Origin of the sequence: Roseovarius salincola (assembly GCF_026891095.1) — a bacterium.
Classification (GTDB): domain Bacteria; phylum Pseudomonadota; class Alphaproteobacteria; order Rhodobacterales; family Rhodobacteraceae; genus Roseovarius; species Roseovarius salincola.
This window is the reverse complement of sequence record NZ_JAPTNL010000027.1, coordinates 1-17,311: the sequence shown is the minus strand read 5'-3', so window position 1 is coordinate 17,311 and position 17,311 is coordinate 1. Positions and strand designations below refer to the sequence as shown.

At 62.6% G+C, this 17,311-nt stretch carries 14 protein-coding genes and 2 pseudogenes; 12 read left to right on the top strand and 4 right to left on the bottom strand.

The window, feature by feature from the left end:
- Positions 1–9: 9 nt before the first annotated feature.
- The 4 genes from N5A93_RS18280 to N5A93_RS18265 all read left to right on the top strand — a co-directional run bounded on the left by N5A93_RS18280 (position 10) and on the right by N5A93_RS18265 (position 3,318).
- Complete coding sequence (locus N5A93_RS18280) at positions 10–717, top strand: ABC transporter permease (protein ID WP_268956530.1); 708 nt, start codon at positions 10–12, stop codon at positions 715–717.
- On the top strand, positions 704–1,477 hold the full coding sequence (locus tag N5A93_RS18275; protein WP_268956529.1) for an ATP-binding cassette domain-containing protein: 774 nt from the start codon (positions 704–706) through the stop codon (positions 1,475–1,477). The genes N5A93_RS18280 and N5A93_RS18275 overlap by 14 nt, the downstream gene beginning before the upstream one ends.
- Before the next feature lie 41 nt (positions 1,478–1,518).
- Positions 1,519–2,340: an ABC transporter substrate-binding protein gene (locus N5A93_RS18270; RefSeq protein WP_268956528.1), complete on the top strand. Its 822-nt coding sequence runs from the start codon at positions 1,519–1,521 to the stop codon at positions 2,338–2,340.
- Between the two features lie 81 nt (positions 2,341–2,421).
- Positions 2,422–3,318, top strand: coding sequence for a substrate-binding domain-containing protein (locus N5A93_RS18265; RefSeq protein WP_268956527.1), 897 nt, complete (start codon positions 2,422–2,424; stop codon positions 3,316–3,318).
- Between the two features lie 19 nt (positions 3,319–3,337).
- Here the strand turns inward: N5A93_RS18265 and N5A93_RS18260 are convergent, their stop codons facing one another.
- Together N5A93_RS18260 and N5A93_RS18255 are read right to left on the bottom strand one after the other, a co-directional pair.
- Positions 3,338–3,949, bottom strand: coding sequence for a GntR family transcriptional regulator (locus N5A93_RS18260; RefSeq protein WP_268956526.1), 612 nt, complete (start codon positions 3,947–3,949; stop codon positions 3,338–3,340).
- A gap of 64 nt (positions 3,950–4,013) precedes the next feature.
- Complete coding sequence (locus N5A93_RS18255; protein WP_268956525.1) at positions 4,014–6,947, bottom strand: FAD-binding and (Fe-S)-binding domain-containing protein; 2,934 nt, start codon at positions 6,945–6,947, stop codon at positions 4,014–4,016.
- 122 nt (positions 6,948–7,069) lie between these two features.
- On the opposite strand from N5A93_RS18255, the gene N5A93_RS18250 reads away from it, so the two are divergent.
- The 7 genes from N5A93_RS18250 (at position 7,070) to N5A93_RS18220 (ending at position 14,120) form a co-directional block, all read left to right on the top strand.
- Entirely contained in the window at positions 7,070–8,257 is a 1,188-nt protein-coding gene (locus tag N5A93_RS18250; RefSeq protein ID WP_268956524.1) for a pyridoxal-phosphate-dependent aminotransferase family protein, read from the top strand.
- A gap of 169 nt (positions 8,258–8,426) precedes the next feature.
- A complete protein-coding gene (locus N5A93_RS18245; RefSeq protein WP_268956523.1) occupies positions 8,427–9,401 on the top strand; it encodes a TRAP transporter substrate-binding protein in 975 nt (324 codons plus the stop codon).
- A gap of 133 nt (positions 9,402–9,534) precedes the next feature.
- Positions 9,535–10,086 (top strand): TRAP transporter small permease, encoded by a 552-nt coding sequence (locus N5A93_RS18240; protein ID WP_268956522.1) that lies wholly within the window; start codon positions 9,535–9,537, stop codon positions 10,084–10,086.
- Positions 10,086–11,366, top strand: a complete 1,281-nt coding sequence (locus tag N5A93_RS18235) for a TRAP transporter large permease (protein WP_268956521.1) — start codon at positions 10,086–10,088, stop codon at positions 11,364–11,366. Before N5A93_RS18240 ends, N5A93_RS18235 begins: the two co-directional genes overlap by 1 nt.
- Positions 11,367–11,373: 7 nt before the next feature.
- Complete coding sequence (locus tag N5A93_RS18230) at positions 11,374–12,147, top strand: enoyl-CoA hydratase (RefSeq protein ID WP_268956520.1); 774 nt, start codon at positions 11,374–11,376, stop codon at positions 12,145–12,147.
- Positions 12,132–13,355: a CaiB/BaiF CoA transferase family protein gene (locus N5A93_RS18225; RefSeq protein ID WP_268956519.1), complete on the top strand. Its 1,224-nt coding sequence runs from the start codon at positions 12,132–12,134 to the stop codon at positions 13,353–13,355. Before N5A93_RS18230 ends, N5A93_RS18225 begins: the two co-directional genes overlap by 16 nt.
- A gap of 24 nt (positions 13,356–13,379) precedes the next feature.
- Complete coding sequence (locus tag N5A93_RS18220; RefSeq protein WP_268956518.1) at positions 13,380–14,120, top strand: 2-keto-4-pentenoate hydratase; 741 nt, start codon at positions 13,380–13,382, stop codon at positions 14,118–14,120.
- A gap of 368 nt (positions 14,121–14,488) precedes the next feature.
- Here the strand turns inward: N5A93_RS18220 and N5A93_RS18215 are convergent, their stop codons facing one another.
- Positions 14,489–14,671, bottom strand: a complete 183-nt coding sequence (locus N5A93_RS18215) for a hypothetical protein (protein WP_268956517.1) — start codon at positions 14,669–14,671, stop codon at positions 14,489–14,491.
- A gap of 213 nt (positions 14,672–14,884) precedes the next feature.
- Between N5A93_RS18215 and N5A93_RS18210 the strand changes: the two are divergent.
- Positions 14,885–15,204 (top strand): annotated as a pseudogene (locus N5A93_RS18210) (transposase); the annotation flags it as partial.
- 28 nt (positions 15,205–15,232) lie between these two features.
- Here the strand turns inward: N5A93_RS18210 and N5A93_RS18205 are convergent.
- A pseudogene (locus N5A93_RS18205) lies at positions 15,233–16,216 on the bottom strand (AAA family ATPase); the annotation flags it as partial.
- Positions 16,217–17,311: the final 1,095 nt, after the last annotated feature.

Genomic DNA, 17,311 nt, shown 5'->3' with positions numbered 1-17,311 from the left:
GGGGAAATTTTGCAGGATCTCGGTGAGGCATTCAGACTTGCCCTGTCGCTTGTGCTGTCAGGTGACGCTGATCTTGTTGAAATCGTTTCACTTTCCCTGCGCGTCAGCCTTACCGCGACGGGTGCCGCCTGTCTGATCGGCCTGCCGCTTGGCGCGCTGGTGGCGATCACGCGGTTTCGGGGGCGCAATGCGGTTCTGATTCTCGTCAATGCGCTGATGGGCTTGCCGCCGGTGGTGGTCGGGCTGATCGTTTATCTGCACCTGTCGCGCGCGGGGCCTCTGGGCTTTCTTGGCCTGCTCTATACCCCGACCGCGATGATCATCGCGCAGACCATCCTGATCACGCCGATCATCATGGCCCTGTCGCGCCAGGTGCTGGAGGATCTGCATGCCGAGTATGCCGAACAGTTCCGCTCGCTCGTGCTTTCGCGCCGACAACAGGTCGCGGCATTGATCTGGGATGCGCGGTTTTCCCTGCTGACGGTCGGGCTGGCAGGGTTCGGCCGCGCGGTGGCCGAGGTGGGCGCGGTGATGATCGTCGGTGGCAATATCGACCACCTCACGCGGGTCATGACCACCGCGATCGCGCTGGAGACATCCAGGGGCGATCTGGCGCTGGCACTTGGACTTGGCCTCGTGCTGATGGTGATCGCGCTTGGCGTGAACGCCATGGTTCAATCCTTGCGCATGACGGCGGTGCGCCATGCATATGCGTGACGCCGTCAACGGCATCGGCGGCGCGCGCGCGCCGGAACCTGATAGAGCCACAGGTGACTGCCGCGCCGCCACCTTTCGCGGTCTCGGCCTGAGTATCGACGGAACGCCGCTTGTGCGTGATCTGAACCTGACGCTGGACCCCACCGGAATCACCATGATCATGGGGCCGAATGGTGCGGGAAAATCGCTTCTTCTCAAACTCTTGCACGGCCTGATCGCGCCCAGTTCGGGCGAGGTGTCTTGGGGTGGTCAGCCGCTGTCGAACGAACTGCGGCGCGCGCAATCCATGGTGTTCCAGAAACCTGTCGTCCTGCGCCGGTCGGTGGCGGCGAACGTGGATTTCGTTCTCAAGGCACGCGGTATCCGGGATGCGTCGCGCCGCGATGCGTTGCTGGCCCATGTCGATCTGCTGGAACATGCCCACCAGCCCGCGCGGCTGTTGTCAGGAGGCGAGCAGCAGCGGCTTGCGCTGGCGCGGGCACTGGCAACCGAACCAAAGGTAATGCTGATGGACGAACCCACGGCCAGTCTCGATCCGGCCTCGGTGCTGAAGATCGAAGAGATCGTCCAGGATGCCCAGCGGCGGGGTACGAAGATCCTGTTCGTCACTCATGATCTTGGTCAGGCCGAACGGCTGGCCGATGACATCGTGTTCATGCACAAGGGCAGGTTGCACGAATATGGCGCGGCGGAGCTGTTCCTGTCGCGGCCCGAAACCGAGGAAGCCAGGAACTTCCTTCAGGGCCGCATCGTCGTCTGATCCGCTTCAGCACAACTCGCAAGCAAAGGAAGATATGTGACATGGCATCCCGAATTCGACTGGGCGTGACCGCCGCCATCGCCCTGGCGCTTGGCGTCGCAAGCGTCGCGGCGCAGGATCAATCCATCATCGTTCAATCCACGACCTCGACGGCGAATTCGGGTCTCTACGATGACCTGCTGCCGATCTTTACCGATGAAACCGGGATACAGGTGAATGTCGTTGCCGTCGGCACCGGCCAGGCGATCAAGAACGCCCGCAATTGCGACGGTGACGTGCTGCTGGTTCATGCCAAACCCGCCGAAGAGACGTTCATCGCCGACGGCATGGGCGTCGAGCGTTTCGACCTGATGTATAATGATTTCGTGATTGTCGGCCCTCTTGAGGACCCCGCTGGTGTGAGGGGCATGACCGATGCGCAGGGCGGTCTTGAGAAGATTGCGGGCGCGGGTGCGATGTTTGCCTCGCGCGGTGATGATTCCGGAACCCACAAGAAAGAGATGAGTCTTTGGGGCGATACCGATGTCGATCCCGCATCCGGCTCGGGTGAATGGTATCGGGAAACCGGCTCGGGCATGGGCGCGACGCTCAATGCAGCTGTGGGGATGGATGCGTATGCGATGACGGACCGGGCGACATGGATCAGCTTTGGCAACAAGGACGATTTCGAGATTCTGGTCGAGGGCGACGAGGATCTGTTCAATCAGTATGGCATCATCTTGGTCAATCCTGAACAATGCGAAAACGTGAATGTCGAGGCGGGTCAAAGCTTTGTTGACTGGATGCTCTCGGACACCGGGCAGGCGGCGATCAGCGCCTATGAGGTGGAAGGGCAAAAGCTCTTCTTTCCGAACGCGAAATAAAGCGCATCCCATAACAGCAAAGACCGCGCCGGGACTTGTCGGTCTGGTCATCCTGGGGGATGATCCGCGGTGGAGAACCTGATGACCGATCACCCCGATCCGCCCTTGCCCGAATACCTGACCGTGCGCGAACTGGCCGCGCTTTTGCGCATCAAGGAACGCAAGGTCTATGACCTGGCGGCTTCGGGCGATGTGCCGGTGTCGCGGGCGACCGGCAAGCTGCTGTTTCCCCGTCAACAGGTCGAGGCATGGATCGCACAGGCCAGTTCAGGCGGCGCGCCCGTGTCGAATGTGACGCGCCCTGCGATCTGCCTTGGCAGTCACGATCCGCTGCTGGAATGGGCGATACGCCAGTCGCGCAGCGGCCTTGCCTCGTTCTTCGAAGGCAGTCTCGATGGGGTCGAACGATTTCGCACAGGCGAAGGCGTGGCGGCGGGGCTGCATGTGTTCGATCCGGGGTCCGGGACCTGGAACCGATCGCATGTGACGGCGCGATGCGCGGATCAGGATGCCGTGCTGGTATCCTGGGCAAAGCGCGTGCGCGGGCTTGTGCTGCGTTCCGAGCTGGACGGCGAGCTGCGCGCGATAAGCGACCTGGCCGGACGCCGCCTTGTGCCCCGGCAGGCCGAGACCGGAACACAGATACTCTTCACGAAGCTGGCGGCGGATGCCGGGCTTGACCTGTCAGCGGTGAAGATGACCGAGACCGCCCCAAGCGAGACCGATGCCGTGCTTGCCGTTGCGGATGGACGGGGCGATGCGGCCTTCGGGCTGGAATCCCTCGCGCGTCAGCACAATCTGCCTTTCGTGCCCGTCATCGAAGAGGAATTCGATCTTCTTGTTGATCGCCGCGCCTGGTTCGAGCCGCCGATGCAGCGCCTTATGGAATTTTGCCGCGACCAGAGCTTTGCCACGCATGCGGCCCATCTGGCAGGGTATGATATCAGCGGGCTTGGCGAGGTGCGCTGGAACGCCTGACATCGCGGCCAATCCAGCCCTATTGCACCGATATCGAAGCGAATTTCCTGAGCAGATGGCTTTTCATGAGTGAGGCGCAGGTCGCGGCATCGCGCGCACAAAGGGCCTTGGCAATGGCCTCGTGTTCCTCCACCGCGGCACGCCAGCGTTCGGGGGTCAGGTTCGCCTGATACCGGGCGCGCTGAACGCGGTAGGCCAGCAATTCATGCGACTTGGCGAGGCTTTCGTTTTTCGCGGCTTGCAGGATCGCCTTGTGGATCGCCTGATTGATACGGAAATACGTGGGCCGGTCGGTTTCCGCGTAGGAGCGGCGCAGCTCTTCGGTCATGGTCGTGATCCGGGCGATCTCGGCGTCGCTTGCGTTCAGCGCCGCCAGTTCTCCGGCCAGCGCCTCGAGCGCGGCGAGGACCTGAAAGACCTCGGCCAGTTCGGCTTCGCTCTGACGGGTGATGACCGCGCCGCGATGCGGGATCAATTCAAGAAGTCCCTCGGCGGCCAGGACTTTGAGCGCCTCGCGCAGCGGCGTTCGAGACACACCGAACTGGCTGGTCAGCAGCTTCTCATTGATCTTCTCACCCGGCTGCAACTGACCCTCCAGGATCATCTGGCGCAGCCTGTTCGTGATTTCCACGGCAAGGGCTGTGCGCCCGATCGGATCTGGCTTCAACTGGCTCATTTGGGGCGTTTGATGGTCCTTAAACACTGTCTTGCCCCCGTTCTAGCGCATTTTCGGACGCTCTGTCGAAAACTTCCGCAATATGCAAGGCGCGGCGGCCCGTGCCATCCGCGATCTGGTGGCGGCAAGAGGTGCCATTGGCCACGATCAGGTCATCGGGCGCGGCCTTGCGGACGGCTGGCAGCAGGGATAGCTCGCCCATCTTGACAGACACGTCATAGGTCTCGGCACCATAGCCGAAGGCGCCGGCCATTCCGCAGCAACTGCTTTCTATGCTGGCCGCCTCCAGCCCCGGCACCAACCCCAGGGAATGATCCATATCGCTCATCACGCCAGCGGCCTTCTGGTGGCAGTGGCCATGGACATGCGCGGCCCCGGCAGATGCGGTCATCGGCAGGTCAAAACGACCCGCCCGTGCCTCGCGTGCGATGAATTCCTCGAACAGCATCGCGTTTTCGGAAAGCGCCCTGGCATCTGCGCCGGGAAGCAGCGTCAGGAATTCGTCACGCAAGGTCAGCAGGCAGGAAGGTTCGAGGCCGATGATCGGCGTGCCCGCGCGGACATGCGGCAAGAGCGCCGTCAGCGTGCGGCGGGCCTCGTCGCGGGCGCGGTCGATCATGCCCGCAGCCAGATAGGTGCGCCCACAGCACAGCGGGCGACGACCGGGGCTTTGGGCGGTGATCACCTCGTACCCGGCGCGTTCAAGCACCCTTAGCGCGGCGCGCGGAATCCCGGGCTCCATCCAGCGGTTGAACGTATCGGTGAACAGCACGACCTTGCCTGCCCCGCCCCTGCCTTTCGCTTGCCCGACTTCCGAATCGCGGAAGAAATCGGCGCGAAAACCCGGCAGGCTGCGTTGGCGCGCCAGGCCGGTGATGCGCTCTCCCAAGGCCGCCAGCAGCGGCACCTTGTTGCGCAGCGCCACCAGCCCGCGCAGCGCCACCGCCACCCGCGCATAGCGCGGCATTTCGGCGATCAGCCGTTCGCGCAGCCCGTAACCCAGCTTCTGACCGCGCTGATAAAGCACCTCGGTCTTCATTTTCGCCATGTCCACCCCGGTCGGGCATTCGCGCTTGCAGGCCTTGCAACTGACGCAGAGCTTCATCGTTTCGGCCATCTCGTCGGAATAGAGCGCATCTTTCCCAAGGCGTCCCGACAGGGCCAGACGCAGGGTGTTGGCGCGCCCGCGCGTCACGTCGCGCTCGTCGCGCGTGACACGATAGCTGGGGCACATCACGCCGCCTTGCAGTTTGCGACAGGCGCCATTGTTGTTGCACATCTCGATAGCGCCCTGAAAGCCGCCGCCCTTGCCGGGCCAGGCAGACCAGTCATGGCCGCTCTCAAGGTCGGCAAAATCATAGTCCGGGGGATAACGCATCAGGCTGCGGTCATCCATCTTCGGTGCATGGACGATCTTGCCCGGATTGAGGCGGCTGTCGGGATCGAAGGCGGTCTTGACCTCCTCAAAGGCCGCAAGGATGCGCGGCCCGAACATCTTGCCGTGAAACTCCGAACGCACGATGCCGTCGCCATGCTCGCCTGAATGCGAACCCTTGTAGTCGCGCACCATCTCAAAGGCAGCATCCGCGATTTCGCGCATGGCACGCACGTCCTTGTCCAGCTTGAGGTTCAGGACCGGTCGGACATGCAGGCACCCTTCCGAGGCATGCGCGTACCAGGTGCCTTCAGTGCCGTGGCTGTGGAACACCTCGGTCAAGCGGTCGGTATAATCGGCGAGATGTTCCAGCGGGACGGCGCAATCCTCGACAAAGGAGACGGGCTTGCCCTCTTCCTTCATCGACATCATGATATTGAGCCCGGCCTTGCGCAGTTCGCCGATATCGGCGGCAAGGGCCATGTCCCAGACTTCGACGACCCCGCCTTCCTGTTCGCCCTCCTTGCCGAAGCCGTAGCCAAGGTCGGCCATCGTGTCGGCAAGGCGGCGCATGTTCTCCTCGTTTTCCGGCGGTGTATCGGCGAACTCGACGAACAGCATGGCGGCGGGCTGGCCGCGCACGAATTCCTCCAGTGTCTTGGCGTAAATCGGGATCGAGCGCGCCAGTCCGATCATCGTCTTGTCCACCAGTTCGACCGATGTCGGTCCCAGCCCGACAAGCGGCTTTGCGGCCTCCATCGCGGCGCGGAAGGTGGGGAAATGACACACGCCAAGCACGCGGGTCTTCGAGGGCAGGGGCGAGAGGCGTATCTCGATTGCGGTGGACAGCCCCAGCGTACCTTCCGAGCCAATCAGCAGATGTGCAAGGTTGATCGGTGCGGCGTCGGGCACCAGCGCGTCGATATTGTAGCCGCCCACTCGACGCTGCACCTTCGGGAAGCGCGCTTCGATCTCGTCCGCCTCGCGGGCGCCAAGGTCAAGCATCTGGCGCAGCAGCGGTTCCGGCACGCGATTGCCGCTGCCGGGGCCGAAGTCAAAGGCTGTGCCATCAGCCAGCAGCCCTTCGATCCGCTCGACATTGTCGCGCGTGGTGCCATAGCGCAGCGAGTGCGACCCGCAGGAATTGTTACCGACCATGCCCCCGATGGTGGCGCGCGACGCGGTCGAGACATCGACCGGAAACCACAGGCCATGCGGTTTGAGCTGCCGGTTCAGATCGTCGAGCACGATTCCCGGTTCGACGACGGCGCGGCGGCCCTCCACGTCCAGCTCCAGGATTTGGTTGAGGTGTTTCGAGCAATCGACGATCAGACCCGAATTGACCGTCTGTCCGCATTGCGAGGTGCCGCCACCGCGCATCGTCAATGGCAGGCCGGCTTCTCGAGAGGCATCAAGGGCCGCCGCCACATCATCGGTGGATTTCGCAATGACCACGCCCGCCGGCATGATCTGATAGATCGAGGCATCGGTGGCGTAGCGCCCGCGCGAAAACGCGTCCAGCCTGACCTCTCCGTCGATCTCGCGCGCCAGTCTGCTCCGGGTCTTTTCTTTCAACATTCGGCCCGTCCTCGTAAAAATATTTCAATGACGTATTGACAGAATATTGAATTCAGAATTCAATTCAACCAGATTCACGCACCCCTTCATCGCGGGTGCAGCGCTATTGTGGGAGAGAGATCATGACCGCCGGCCGCCACTTTCTGCAGATCCCGGGGCCTTCCAATGTCCCTGACCGCATCCTTCGCGCGATGGACTATCCCACAATGGACCACCGTGGACCGGCCTTTGCCGATGTGGGCCGCAAGGCGCTTGAAGGGATGAAAGCCATCTTCAAGACCGAATCGCGGGTGGTGATCTATCCCTCGTCTGGCACCGGCGCCTGGGAGGCGGCACTGGTCAACACCCTGTCGCCCGGCGACAGCGTGCTGATGTTCGAGACCGGCCATTTCGCGACGCTCTGGAAGGGACTGGCCGAAAAGCTGGGCCTGAACCCGGTCTTCATCGAAGGCGATTGGCGCAGTGGTGCTGATGCGGATGCGATAGAAGCCCGCCTGCGCGAGGATTCCAGCCACGAGATCAAGGCGGTCTGTGTGGTCCATAACGAAACCTCGACCGGGGCGGTGTCTCCGATTCACGAGGTGCGCCGCGCCATGGATGCCGCCAAGCATCCCGCGTTGTTGATGGTCGATACGATCTCGTCGCTGGCGTCGGTCGATTTCCGCCATGATGAATGGGGTGTCGATGTCACGGTTTCGGGGTCTCAGAAGGGGCTGATGTTGCCGCCTGGCCTGTCGTTCAACGCGATCAGCGAGAAGGCGATCAAGGCGTCCGAGACGGCCAGGTTGAAGCGTTCCTACTGGAGCTGGGACGAGATGGAAGGCCCCAACGAGACCGGCTATTTCCCCTACACCCCGGCGACCAACCTTCTATACGGGCTGAACGAGGCGCTCGACATGCTGTTGCGTGAAGAGGGCCTCGAGAACGTGTTCGCGCGACACAAGCGCCATGGCGAGGCGGCGCGCGCCGCAGTCGAAGCTTGGGGGCTTGAGGTGCTGTGCAAGGTTCCCGAGCATCGCTCGCCCGTGCTGACGGCGGTGATGATGCCCGAAGGCCATTCGGCCGACAATTTCCGGGCAGTGACCTTGCGCAATTACGACATGTCGCTGGGCAACGGCCTGTCCAAGATCGCCGACCGGGTGTTCCGTATCGGCCATCTGGGCGACTTCAATGACCTGATGTTGTGCGGCACCCTGTCCGGGGTGGAAATGGGCCTGCGCGATGCGGCCGTGCCGCACAAGGCCGGGGGTGTGCAGGCGGCGATGGAGGTGCTGGGGCGCAAGTTCGACAGCGCCCGCGCCGCAGCCTGAAGGCGAAGAACCCATGCATCGGGCGGCAGGAGGAGGCCGGCCGCTGCGCAAGCGGGGTGAAGCGGATGCCCCGAAGACCAGGAACGAACCGTGTGGACGAGATGGACAAGAAGACTGAAAGCTTCGGCGACATCGTCCGCGCATTGATCGAAAACCAAGGGAGGATCCAATGAAAAAGACTCTTATCGCAACAACCGTTGCCGCACTGATGGGCGCGCCAGCGATGGCGGCCGACATCACGATGAAATTCGGCCATGTCGGCGCGCCCGGCTCTCTGTTCGAGGCCAGCGTCAACAATTTCGCTGAATGCGTTGGCAGTGCTTCGGACGGCAAGATCGAAGTGCAGACCTTCGGCTCGTCACAGCTTGGCAAGGACAAGGAGCTTCTGCAGAAGCTCAAACTGGGCCAGGTCGATTTCGCGCTGCCGTCCTCGGTGATGTCGTCGGTGGACGACGTGTTTGGTATCTTCGAGATGCCCTATATCATCCAGGACCGTGAGCACATGCGCCGCGTGCAGGATGCCATGATGGACACTTTCCAGTCGGCGGCGCAGGAGAGCGGTTACTATATCGTCGGGCTTGCCGAGAACGGCTTTCGACACATCACCAACAACGTGCGCCCGATCAACACACCTGAGGATCTGGATGGCGTCAAACTGCGCACGCCCAATGGCGCGTGGCGGGTGAAGATGTTCAAGCAATACGGAGCGAATCCGACGCCGATGGCCTTCTCCGACGTGTTCACCGCGTTGCAGACCGGTGTGATCGACGGGCAGGAAAACCCCTATGCGCAGATTGCCTCTGCCAAGTTCCAGGAGGTGCAGAAATACCTTTCGATCACAGGGCACGTTTATACCCCGGCCTATATCCTGGCCTCGGACAAGACATTCTCGAGCCACCCCGAAGATGTCCAGACGGTGCTGACCGATTGCGCGAACTCGACCCAGGATTTCACCTATGAGAAGGCGGCGCAACTGGAAGAGGAGCTTCTGGGCGTGATCAAGGAGGCAGGTGTCGAAGTGAACGAGGCCGACAAGGCGGCGTTCATCGAGGCGTCCAAGCCGATCTACGACGGTTTCGCCGCCGAGGTCGACGGCGCCCAGGAAATGATCGATGAGGTAATGGGTCTGGCCCAGTCGGGCTGATCCGGCGACCCGTTTCCGGCGGCCTGTCTGACGGGCCGCCGGATATCATTGTCTCACGACCCCGTTTCCCGGCGCCAACTGCCACTTGTGCTACAAGCGGCGACGGCGGGTCATCTGCGAGAAGAAAGCAAACATGTCCGTTTTGTATCGCATCAATCAGTTCGTCAGCCGGATTCTGGAAAGTATAACGATCCTTCTGATGGTCATCCTGACCCTGATTGTGATTGTCGCCGTTCTCGCCCGCCTGATGGGGCAGAGCTTTTCCTGGTATGACGAAATCGCCGCGATCATGCTGGCCTGGATCACCTATTACGGTTCGGCGCTCGCGGCCCTGCATCGCCGCCATATCGGGTTTGACTCGGTTCTTCTGGCCCTGCCGCCCAGGTTCCGCCTGGGCGCGGTGTTGGTCGGGGAGCTTCTGGTGCTGATCTTCTTCGTGCTGATGGCGCGGGCCGGCTTCCAGGTGCTTGAGGTGCTGGCGGGCGACCGGCTGGTGTCGCTGACCTGGGTGCCGGTGCAACTGACGCAATCGGTCATTCCCGTCGGCGCCATCCTGTTCATCATCTGCCAATTGCTGAGCCTGCCCGACTACTGGTCCAAGACCCGTCGCGGCATATCGCTGGAACACGCCGAGATCGAGGAAGAGGTCGAGGTTGAGCTTAACAAGAACGAGGGTCGCGTCTGATGCTTATGCTGGTTATTTTCCTGGCCCTCGTGGCCATGATCTGTATCAACGTGCCGATCGCTGTTGCCCTGGCGCTGGCAGGTGTCTTTGGCCTTCTCGCGACCGAGGGAACGTCGAGCCTCGTGACGATCGCGTTGGACATGTATGACGGCTCGACGAAATTTTCCCTGATCGCCATTCCGATGTTCGTTCTGGCCGGCGCGATCATGAATGCCGGTGGCGTCACGGACCGGCTGATCAATTTTGTCTCCGCATTGATCGGATTTATCCGGGGCGGGCTGGCGATGGTGAATATCGGCGTCTCGCTGTTCTTCGCCGAAATCTCGGGCTCGGCGGTGGCGGATGTGGCGGCCATGGGCTCAATCCTCATTCCGCAGATGAAAAAGCGCGGCTACTCCAAGGAGCTGTCGGCCGCGGTCACCTCGTCCTCGGCCTCGCTTGCGATCATCATCCCACCTTCGATTCCGATGATCCTCTATGCCGCTTCGGCCAACACATCTGTGGAGCAGCTTTTTGTCGCCGGTGTCGTGCCGGGCCTTTTGGGGGCCGCCGGACTGATGGCCGTCGCCTACATCTTTGCGCGCCGCTACAACCTGCCGACCGAAGAGGCGTTCAACATCCCGCATCTGCGGGAAACCTTCATGGATGCGCTGCCGGCGTTCACGCTGCCGGTCATTATCCTTGGCGGTATCTTCGGCGGATTCGTCACCGCTACCGAGGCTGCGGGCCTTGCGGTGATCGCGGCGATCGTCGTATCGGCCTGGTATCGCGAGATCGACCTCAAGCATCTGCGCCGGGCCATGCTGGATGGCGGCATGCAGACGGCCATCGTGATGCTGCTGGTGGCGGCATCGGTCCTGATGGGCGGCTTCCTGACGCGCGCGCAGATTCCCCAGGAGCTGGCGCAAGGAATCCTTTCGATCACGTCCGAGCAATGGATGATCCTGCTGATACTGAACTTCTTCTTCCTGATCATCGGATTCTTCCTGCATTCGGCGGCGGCGATCATCCTGGTCGTTCCCATCGTGATTCCGCTGATCAATGCGGCGGGCATCGACCCGGTGCATTTCGGACTGGTGGTGACCCTGAACCTTGCGATCGGGCAGCAGACCCCGCCGGTGGCGTCGGTGCTGATCACGTCATGTGCCGTGGCGCGCGCCAATATCTGGGAGGTCTCGAAGGTCAATGTATGGTTCGTCGCGGTCCTTCTGGCCGTGCTCATGCTGTGCACCTATGTGCCCTCGGTGCCGCTGTTCCTGGTCGAGTATTTCTACAGATGAGGTCCCGATGAACGAACTGACGCATGAAACGAGCGGGCAGACGCTCTGGATCACGTTCAACCGCCCGCAGGCCCGCAACGCGCTGACCTTCGCCATGTACGAGGCGCTGGCCGACCTGTGCCGCAATGTGCCAGACGACGGCAGTGTGCGCGCCATCGTGCTGTCGGGCGCCGGGGGCAAGGCCTTTGCCGCGGGCACCGACATGACCCAGTTTCGCGCCTTTGACACCGCACAGGACGCACTGGATTACGAGGCGCGGATTGATGCGGTTCTCGATGCGGTCGAACGCTGCCCGGTGCCGACCGTCGCCGCCATCAACGGCGCCTGCACCGGCGGCGGCGCGGCAATCGCGGCGGCTTGCGATCTGCGGATCGCCAGCGCCAGCCTGAAATTCGGCTTCCCGATCGCGCGCACCCTGGGCAATTGTCTGGCGGCGGCAAATCTTGCGCGGCTCAGCGCCTTGATGGGGGCGGGCCGCGTGCGCGAGATGATCTTCACCGCCCGCCTGTTGGAGGCAGAAGAGGCGCAGACCAGCGGGCTTGTCACAGAGATTCTGCCCGATGAGGCCGCGCTGATGGATCGCGCCGCGGCACTGACCGCGCATCTGGCGAAGATGGCGCCCCTGACGCTGCGCGCCACCAAGGAGGCGATGCGGCGCAATCAGGCGGCCGCCCGGGCGCAGGATTCCGACCTGATCGAGCTATGTTACATGAGCAACGATTTCCGCCATGGGCTGGAAGCGTTTCTTGCCAAGGAGAAGCCACAATGGACGGGGAAGTGAGCCCGCGCAACGCCACCGGCCCGCTTGCCGGAATGAAGGTTGTCGAACTCGCACACATCATGGCCGGGCCGGTCTGTGGGCTGATGCTGGCCGATATGGGCGCCGACGTGATCAAGGTGGAAAAGCCCGACGGCGACGACAGCCGCCGTTTCGTGCCGCCTGCGATCAATGGCGAATCCGCCGCCTACATGATGATGAACCGCAACAAGCGGGGCATCGCGCTCAACCTCAAGCAGGCTGATGCTGTCACCGCTCTCAGGCGGCTTCTGGAAACCGCGGATGTCGTGATCGAGAACTACCGCATGGGCACGATGGAGCGGCTTGGACTTGGGTATGAGGAGCTGCGCCAGATCAACCCGCGCCTGATCTATTGCGAGATTTCGGGCTTCGGGCGCACCGGGCCCTATGCGCAGCGCGGCGGGTTCGACCTGATCGCACAGGGCATGTCCGGGCTGATGTCGATCACGGGCGAGGGGCCAGGCCGCCCACCGGTGAAACCGGGCGCGCCGATTTCCGACATCACTGCCGGGATCATCGGCGCCATGGGCGTTTCGGCAGCCTATGCGCGGATGCTTCAGACGGGCGAGGGCCAGAAGGTCGATACCTCACTGTTCGAGGCGGCGATCACCCAGACCTATTGGCAATCCGCGATCGCCTTCGCCACGGGCGCGTCGCCGGGGCCGCTTGGCTCGGCGCATCCTTTGAATGCGCCCTACCAGTCGTTTCGCACATCCGATGGCTGGATCAATGTCGGCGCCGCCAACCAGCGCAACTGGGATCGTTTCCTCGATGTGATCGGCGCGCCGGAACTGGGGGAGGATCCCCGCTTTGCCAGCAATCACGACCGCATGCAGCACCTGCCCGAACTGGAGCGCATCCTGAACGAAAAGCTGGCGGGCGAAACCACCGCCACATGGCTGGACCGGATGGAGCGCGCCGGCCTGCCCGCAGGCCCCGTTCTCAGTATCATGGAGATGCAGGCCGATCCGCAGGCGTTGGCGCGCGACATGATCGTGTCGCTCGATCATCCCACTGCCGGTGCGGTCAAGACCCTCGGGCACCCCGTCAAGTTCAGTGAGACACCTGCCAGCATCGATGGCCCCGCCCCGGTTCTGGGTCAGCACAGCCGTGACGTTCTGGACGAGGCGGGCTATGACAGCGCGACGATCGAAGCGATGATCGCGGCGGGCGCGGTGATCGCCGCCTGAGAAAGGTCACGAACAGGAGTCATCATGCCCGAGGCACTGGCCCGATTGCTCGCGCAGGCCCGCCGTGGCGGCGCCAAGGTACCAAACAGCGCCGCGGCGGGACTGACCCGCGAGGCGGCGTTTGAGGTGCAGGAGCGGCTGGCCGCGTCTTTCGGCCCGGTGGGAGGCTTCAAGGTGGCTTGCCTGCCCGGCGCGCCCATCGTGATCGCGCCGATCTACTCCTGCGATATTCACGACAGCCCCGTAACCCTTTCGATCCCGGCGCAGGAAGCGGTGGGGATCGAGATGGAATACGCCTTTCGCCTGCTCGAACCCCTGCCTGATACGGCAAGTCCTGATTTTGACACCCGCCTGCGCGCGGCGGTGGAACTCTTGCCCGCGATCGAGTTGGTGCGCGCGCGCATCGCCGATCCGGTCGCGGCCGATCCCTTGTTGAAAATGGCTGACAACCAGATCAACGGTGCCGTGGTTCTGGGCGATTCCCTGCGCGACTGGCGGGCGCAGGACGTGACCCGCGCCAAAGGGCGGCTTCAAGCCGGAAGCGAGCTGCTGCTGGACGGCGCCGCAAAGGTTCCCGGTGGCGACGCCTTTGAAACGCTGCGCAGGTTCGCCCTCGCCATCGGCACGCATTGCGGCGGCTGGCAGCCGGGGCAGGTGGTGATCACGGGCTCGCTCAACGGGTTGCCCTGGTTCAGACCGGGGCTGAGCATCGCCGGGCAGATCGAAGGGCTCGGCGCGCTCAAGGTCCAGCTCGCTGCCGCCTGAATCACAGGCCCCAGCCACGCCCTCGAACGCCATTCCGCTTCGCCGGTTCTCCGGATCAGTGGCGAGCCGTGCAGGACTGTGCGGGGTAAAGGAAATCAAAAGCAGTCCTTGGACCCTGTGAAGCCTGCGCCGCCGGTGGCAAAGGCCTGGACCGCCTGCAACACGTCCTCAACCTCTGTCCCGGCCTCCACCGCCCGCCCCGCGCTCGCGCGTCGGAGGTTTATGAATGAATTATGGATGGTTTGGGGTCCACTGTGGCCCCGTCTCCATATCCGGCCCGGCGGTCAGGTCCGGCGCTTCGATATTCACCGGATCGATCCGTTAAACGACTGTGAATCCGCTCTTGCACCCACACCCCCCGGTTTCGATCAGAATGCCCACCTTCGGGAACGCCCGGATCGGTCGCTTGATCGTGGTGTCTCCCAACCCGGTGTGCCGCTGGATCGCCCCTCGCGGCACCAGATACCCGAACCGTCATCGCTCGCCTTGTCCGCCAGGAACACGATGATCTGCTTGCGCAGGGCGCATTCGTTCGCGATGCGCCAGCTCATGACAGGGCCTGAAAAGGCGCACAGACGTGCGAACTATGTGCGGGTCTTGAACGGGAACTCGGCCATTCTCGCCGGATTCGTCGCGAGATCTCTCGGGCCTTTCTGCAAGCTTCTGCACTACAGCCTGTAGACAAGCCATATTTCTCAGGCAGGTTTGGCGACCCCGGCAGGATCGCAACATTGCGATTACTTTTCAATAATATCAGCGCCGCGACCGCCGAAATGGCCGAGGCTGAACTCGATGCCTTCGAGGAAAAATGGGCCGGGAAATACGCCTCCATCGCCCCGGCCTGGCGCAGGGCATGGGCCGAGGTGATCCCATTCTTCGGCTTCGATCCGGCGATCCGCAAGATCATCTACACGACCAATGCCATAGAAAGCTTGAACCGCGTGATCCGCAAGCCATCAAGACGCGCGGTTCCTTCCCGACCGACGAGGCCGCGACCAAGCTGATCTATCTCGCAATCCGCAAGTTCGAAAAGGATGGCAAAAATGTTCGGGAATGGTTTGCAGCCATGGATCACATGTTCGTCTGGGATCGTGGATCAGGCCACTTTCACCAAGCGCCCACTGGTTCTCCATCCCATGGGCCAGTGAAGTCGCTTGTGCAAGATCGCTCTGCTCTCCCAGACCCGCCCCGGAACTCGGTGCCCCGAACACACAGATCTCCGCAGCGCGACCTGCAAGCAGGATGCACAATTGCTCGCGCGCAGTCTTCAGCGTCAGGGATTTAACGGGCCTATGCTCCACCTGCCCTCCATTCGCGGTAAGACAGACCCGATGTGGGACTGGCCAACCGAGTTGCATCATGACCACGACATGCCCGGCTTCGTGAAGCGCCGCCCGCCAGAGCGTTTCTTCGTCTAACCGCGGCGCGATCTGATCTGCCGCCATTTCGAGATGCGATTGGTTTACCAGCACGCTATCGGCTCTGGCCCGTCCGAGGGCATCCCGCGCGAGCGCCTCGGAATCGGCGCCGGACAGTCCGATCAGGCGATCCGCGATTGAACCGACATCGACAGTTTCAACAATCTCCGATCCGAGCTTCGCCTTCAAGATTGCTTCGAGCCCGGCCTTGTTAGGGTACGGCACAGGGAGCCTCAAATCGAAACGCCCACTGCGAATGACCGCTGGATCGACCGTCCCGAGATGATTGGTCGCGCCAAACAGAAACAACCCATCGACATCCTTGGCTCGGTTGATCTGTTCGAGCAGTCCATTGACGACGCCGCGCAGATAGCTCGCGTTTTGATGCGGCGCCTCTCTCTGGGAAAAACTGTCGAGCTCATTAATGAACAGCACGGCCGGTGCCGCCTGCTTTGCCTCCGCGAACGCTTGATCGAGCGCCGCCAGCATATCGCCTTGGTGCCCGTGTTTCTGGCAATCCGAGTATGACGTGGTGATGATCGGAAGCCCTGCTGAGCCTGCGAAGGCCTTGGCCAATGTCGTCTTGCCGGTCCCGGGCGGGCCATGCAACACGGCGCTCGCCGCCACGTCTGTCCATGCCAGCGCGCCATCGCGCCAAAGTCGCAGGTCGTTCAGCATTCGATCCAGTGATTGACGCACGCCTCCCAGGCCATGCACGGCATCAAGCGTCAGCTTCGGCACCGAAGATGTCAGTTTCCCGGCGATCTGGGCAAGCCGATCCGCCACCAGGAGTGTTGTCGGCGCCGCGAAGGCTGCATCGATCTGGCCGGGGCCGAATGCTTTCAAGAGGTCCGGATCAGGCAGGCGCTTGCGGATCTCCGTCTCCGCCAGTTGGCCAGTGGTGCTGTGGGTCAGGCGCAGGGTTTCAAGGACGATCTGAGGCGTGAGACCCGGCCATGCGCATTTTCGCGTGAACAGCGCGTTCAGGGCCTCGGACAATTGAACTTCACCGGTGGTCACCAGCACGACCGACGCGCCCTGCGCCAGACTGCGCTCGACGCGGGTATCCAACATGCCCCGTTTTCGCCGCGGGTTCCTGCGTGGGACCGTCTCATCCTCGACAATCCGATGCAGGTCCGCCATGTCCTGCGACGGCAGCTGACTTTCCCAATGCCCGATCACGATCGGCAGGATCTGGTCCAGCCCCCAGAGGAACGGCCCGGCAGGGCAAACGACATTCGTCACATGGCCCGGCTCAAAGAGACTGTGCAGATGGGGCTCGCTCTGCACGATCTCGGCTGCGGCCAACGCTGTCGCGATCAAGGAGGGCGGCGGGTCACCGTCACGGCGCGCGCGACCTTGTGGATCCGAGGATTGCGACCAGGGGTCCTGGCACGCTTTGACCGCCGCCGCGATCTCGGCTTCGGTCATCGACACGGCCAGTGGCGTTTCCGGAACCTCCCAGGATCGTTTGGATGCCGGCTTTGTCACATCCTCGGGCAAGGTTTCGATGTAATCGTCATCTTCATCATCGAACTCACCCGGAACATGGCACACTTCAACATTCACGTTCCATTTCGTGTCGAACAGACTGCGTGCGGTCGAGCGCGCAAGCTCGAGTGCGAATTCGGACTCGATCGATGAGCTGCATTCGGGTCTACTGGTCATGGGCTAGGTAGTGCCCCGGGAGGTGGTGTAAGAGTCCGCGCGCGTTTGGGGCTGGCGGCCACCGCGCTTCTTCGTAGTCTGCGGTTGTTCAACGACCGATGACAA

Coding starts and splice junctions, on each gene's coding strand:
- N5A93_RS18275 (WP_268956529.1), top strand. CDS start 704: ATGCATATGCGTGACGCCGTCAACGGCATCGGCGGCGCGCGCGCGCCG.
- N5A93_RS18270 (WP_268956528.1), top strand. CDS start 1,519: ATGGCATCCCGAATTCGACTGGGCGTGACCGCCGCCATCGCCCTGGCG.
- N5A93_RS18265 (WP_268956527.1), top strand. CDS start 2,422: ATGACCGATCACCCCGATCCGCCCTTGCCCGAATACCTGACCGTGCGC.
- N5A93_RS18255 (WP_268956525.1), bottom strand. CDS start 6,947: ATGTTGAAAGAAAAGACCCGGAGCAGACTGGCGCGCGAGATCGACGGA.
- N5A93_RS18250 (WP_268956524.1), top strand. CDS start 7,070: ATGACCGCCGGCCGCCACTTTCTGCAGATCCCGGGGCCTTCCAATGTC.
- N5A93_RS18245 (WP_268956523.1), top strand. CDS start 8,427: ATGAAAAAGACTCTTATCGCAACAACCGTTGCCGCACTGATGGGCGCG.
- N5A93_RS18240 (WP_268956522.1), top strand. CDS start 9,535: ATGTCCGTTTTGTATCGCATCAATCAGTTCGTCAGCCGGATTCTGGAA.
- N5A93_RS18235 (WP_268956521.1), top strand. CDS start 10,086: ATGCTTATGCTGGTTATTTTCCTGGCCCTCGTGGCCATGATCTGTATC.
- N5A93_RS18230 (WP_268956520.1), top strand. CDS start 11,374: ATGAACGAACTGACGCATGAAACGAGCGGGCAGACGCTCTGGATCACG.
- N5A93_RS18225 (WP_268956519.1), top strand. CDS start 12,132: ATGGACGGGGAAGTGAGCCCGCGCAACGCCACCGGCCCGCTTGCCGGA.
- N5A93_RS18220 (WP_268956518.1), top strand. CDS start 13,380: ATGCCCGAGGCACTGGCCCGATTGCTCGCGCAGGCCCGCCGTGGCGGC.
- N5A93_RS18215 (WP_268956517.1), bottom strand. CDS start 14,671: ATGAGCTGGCGCATCGCGAACGAATGCGCCCTGCGCAAGCAGATCATC.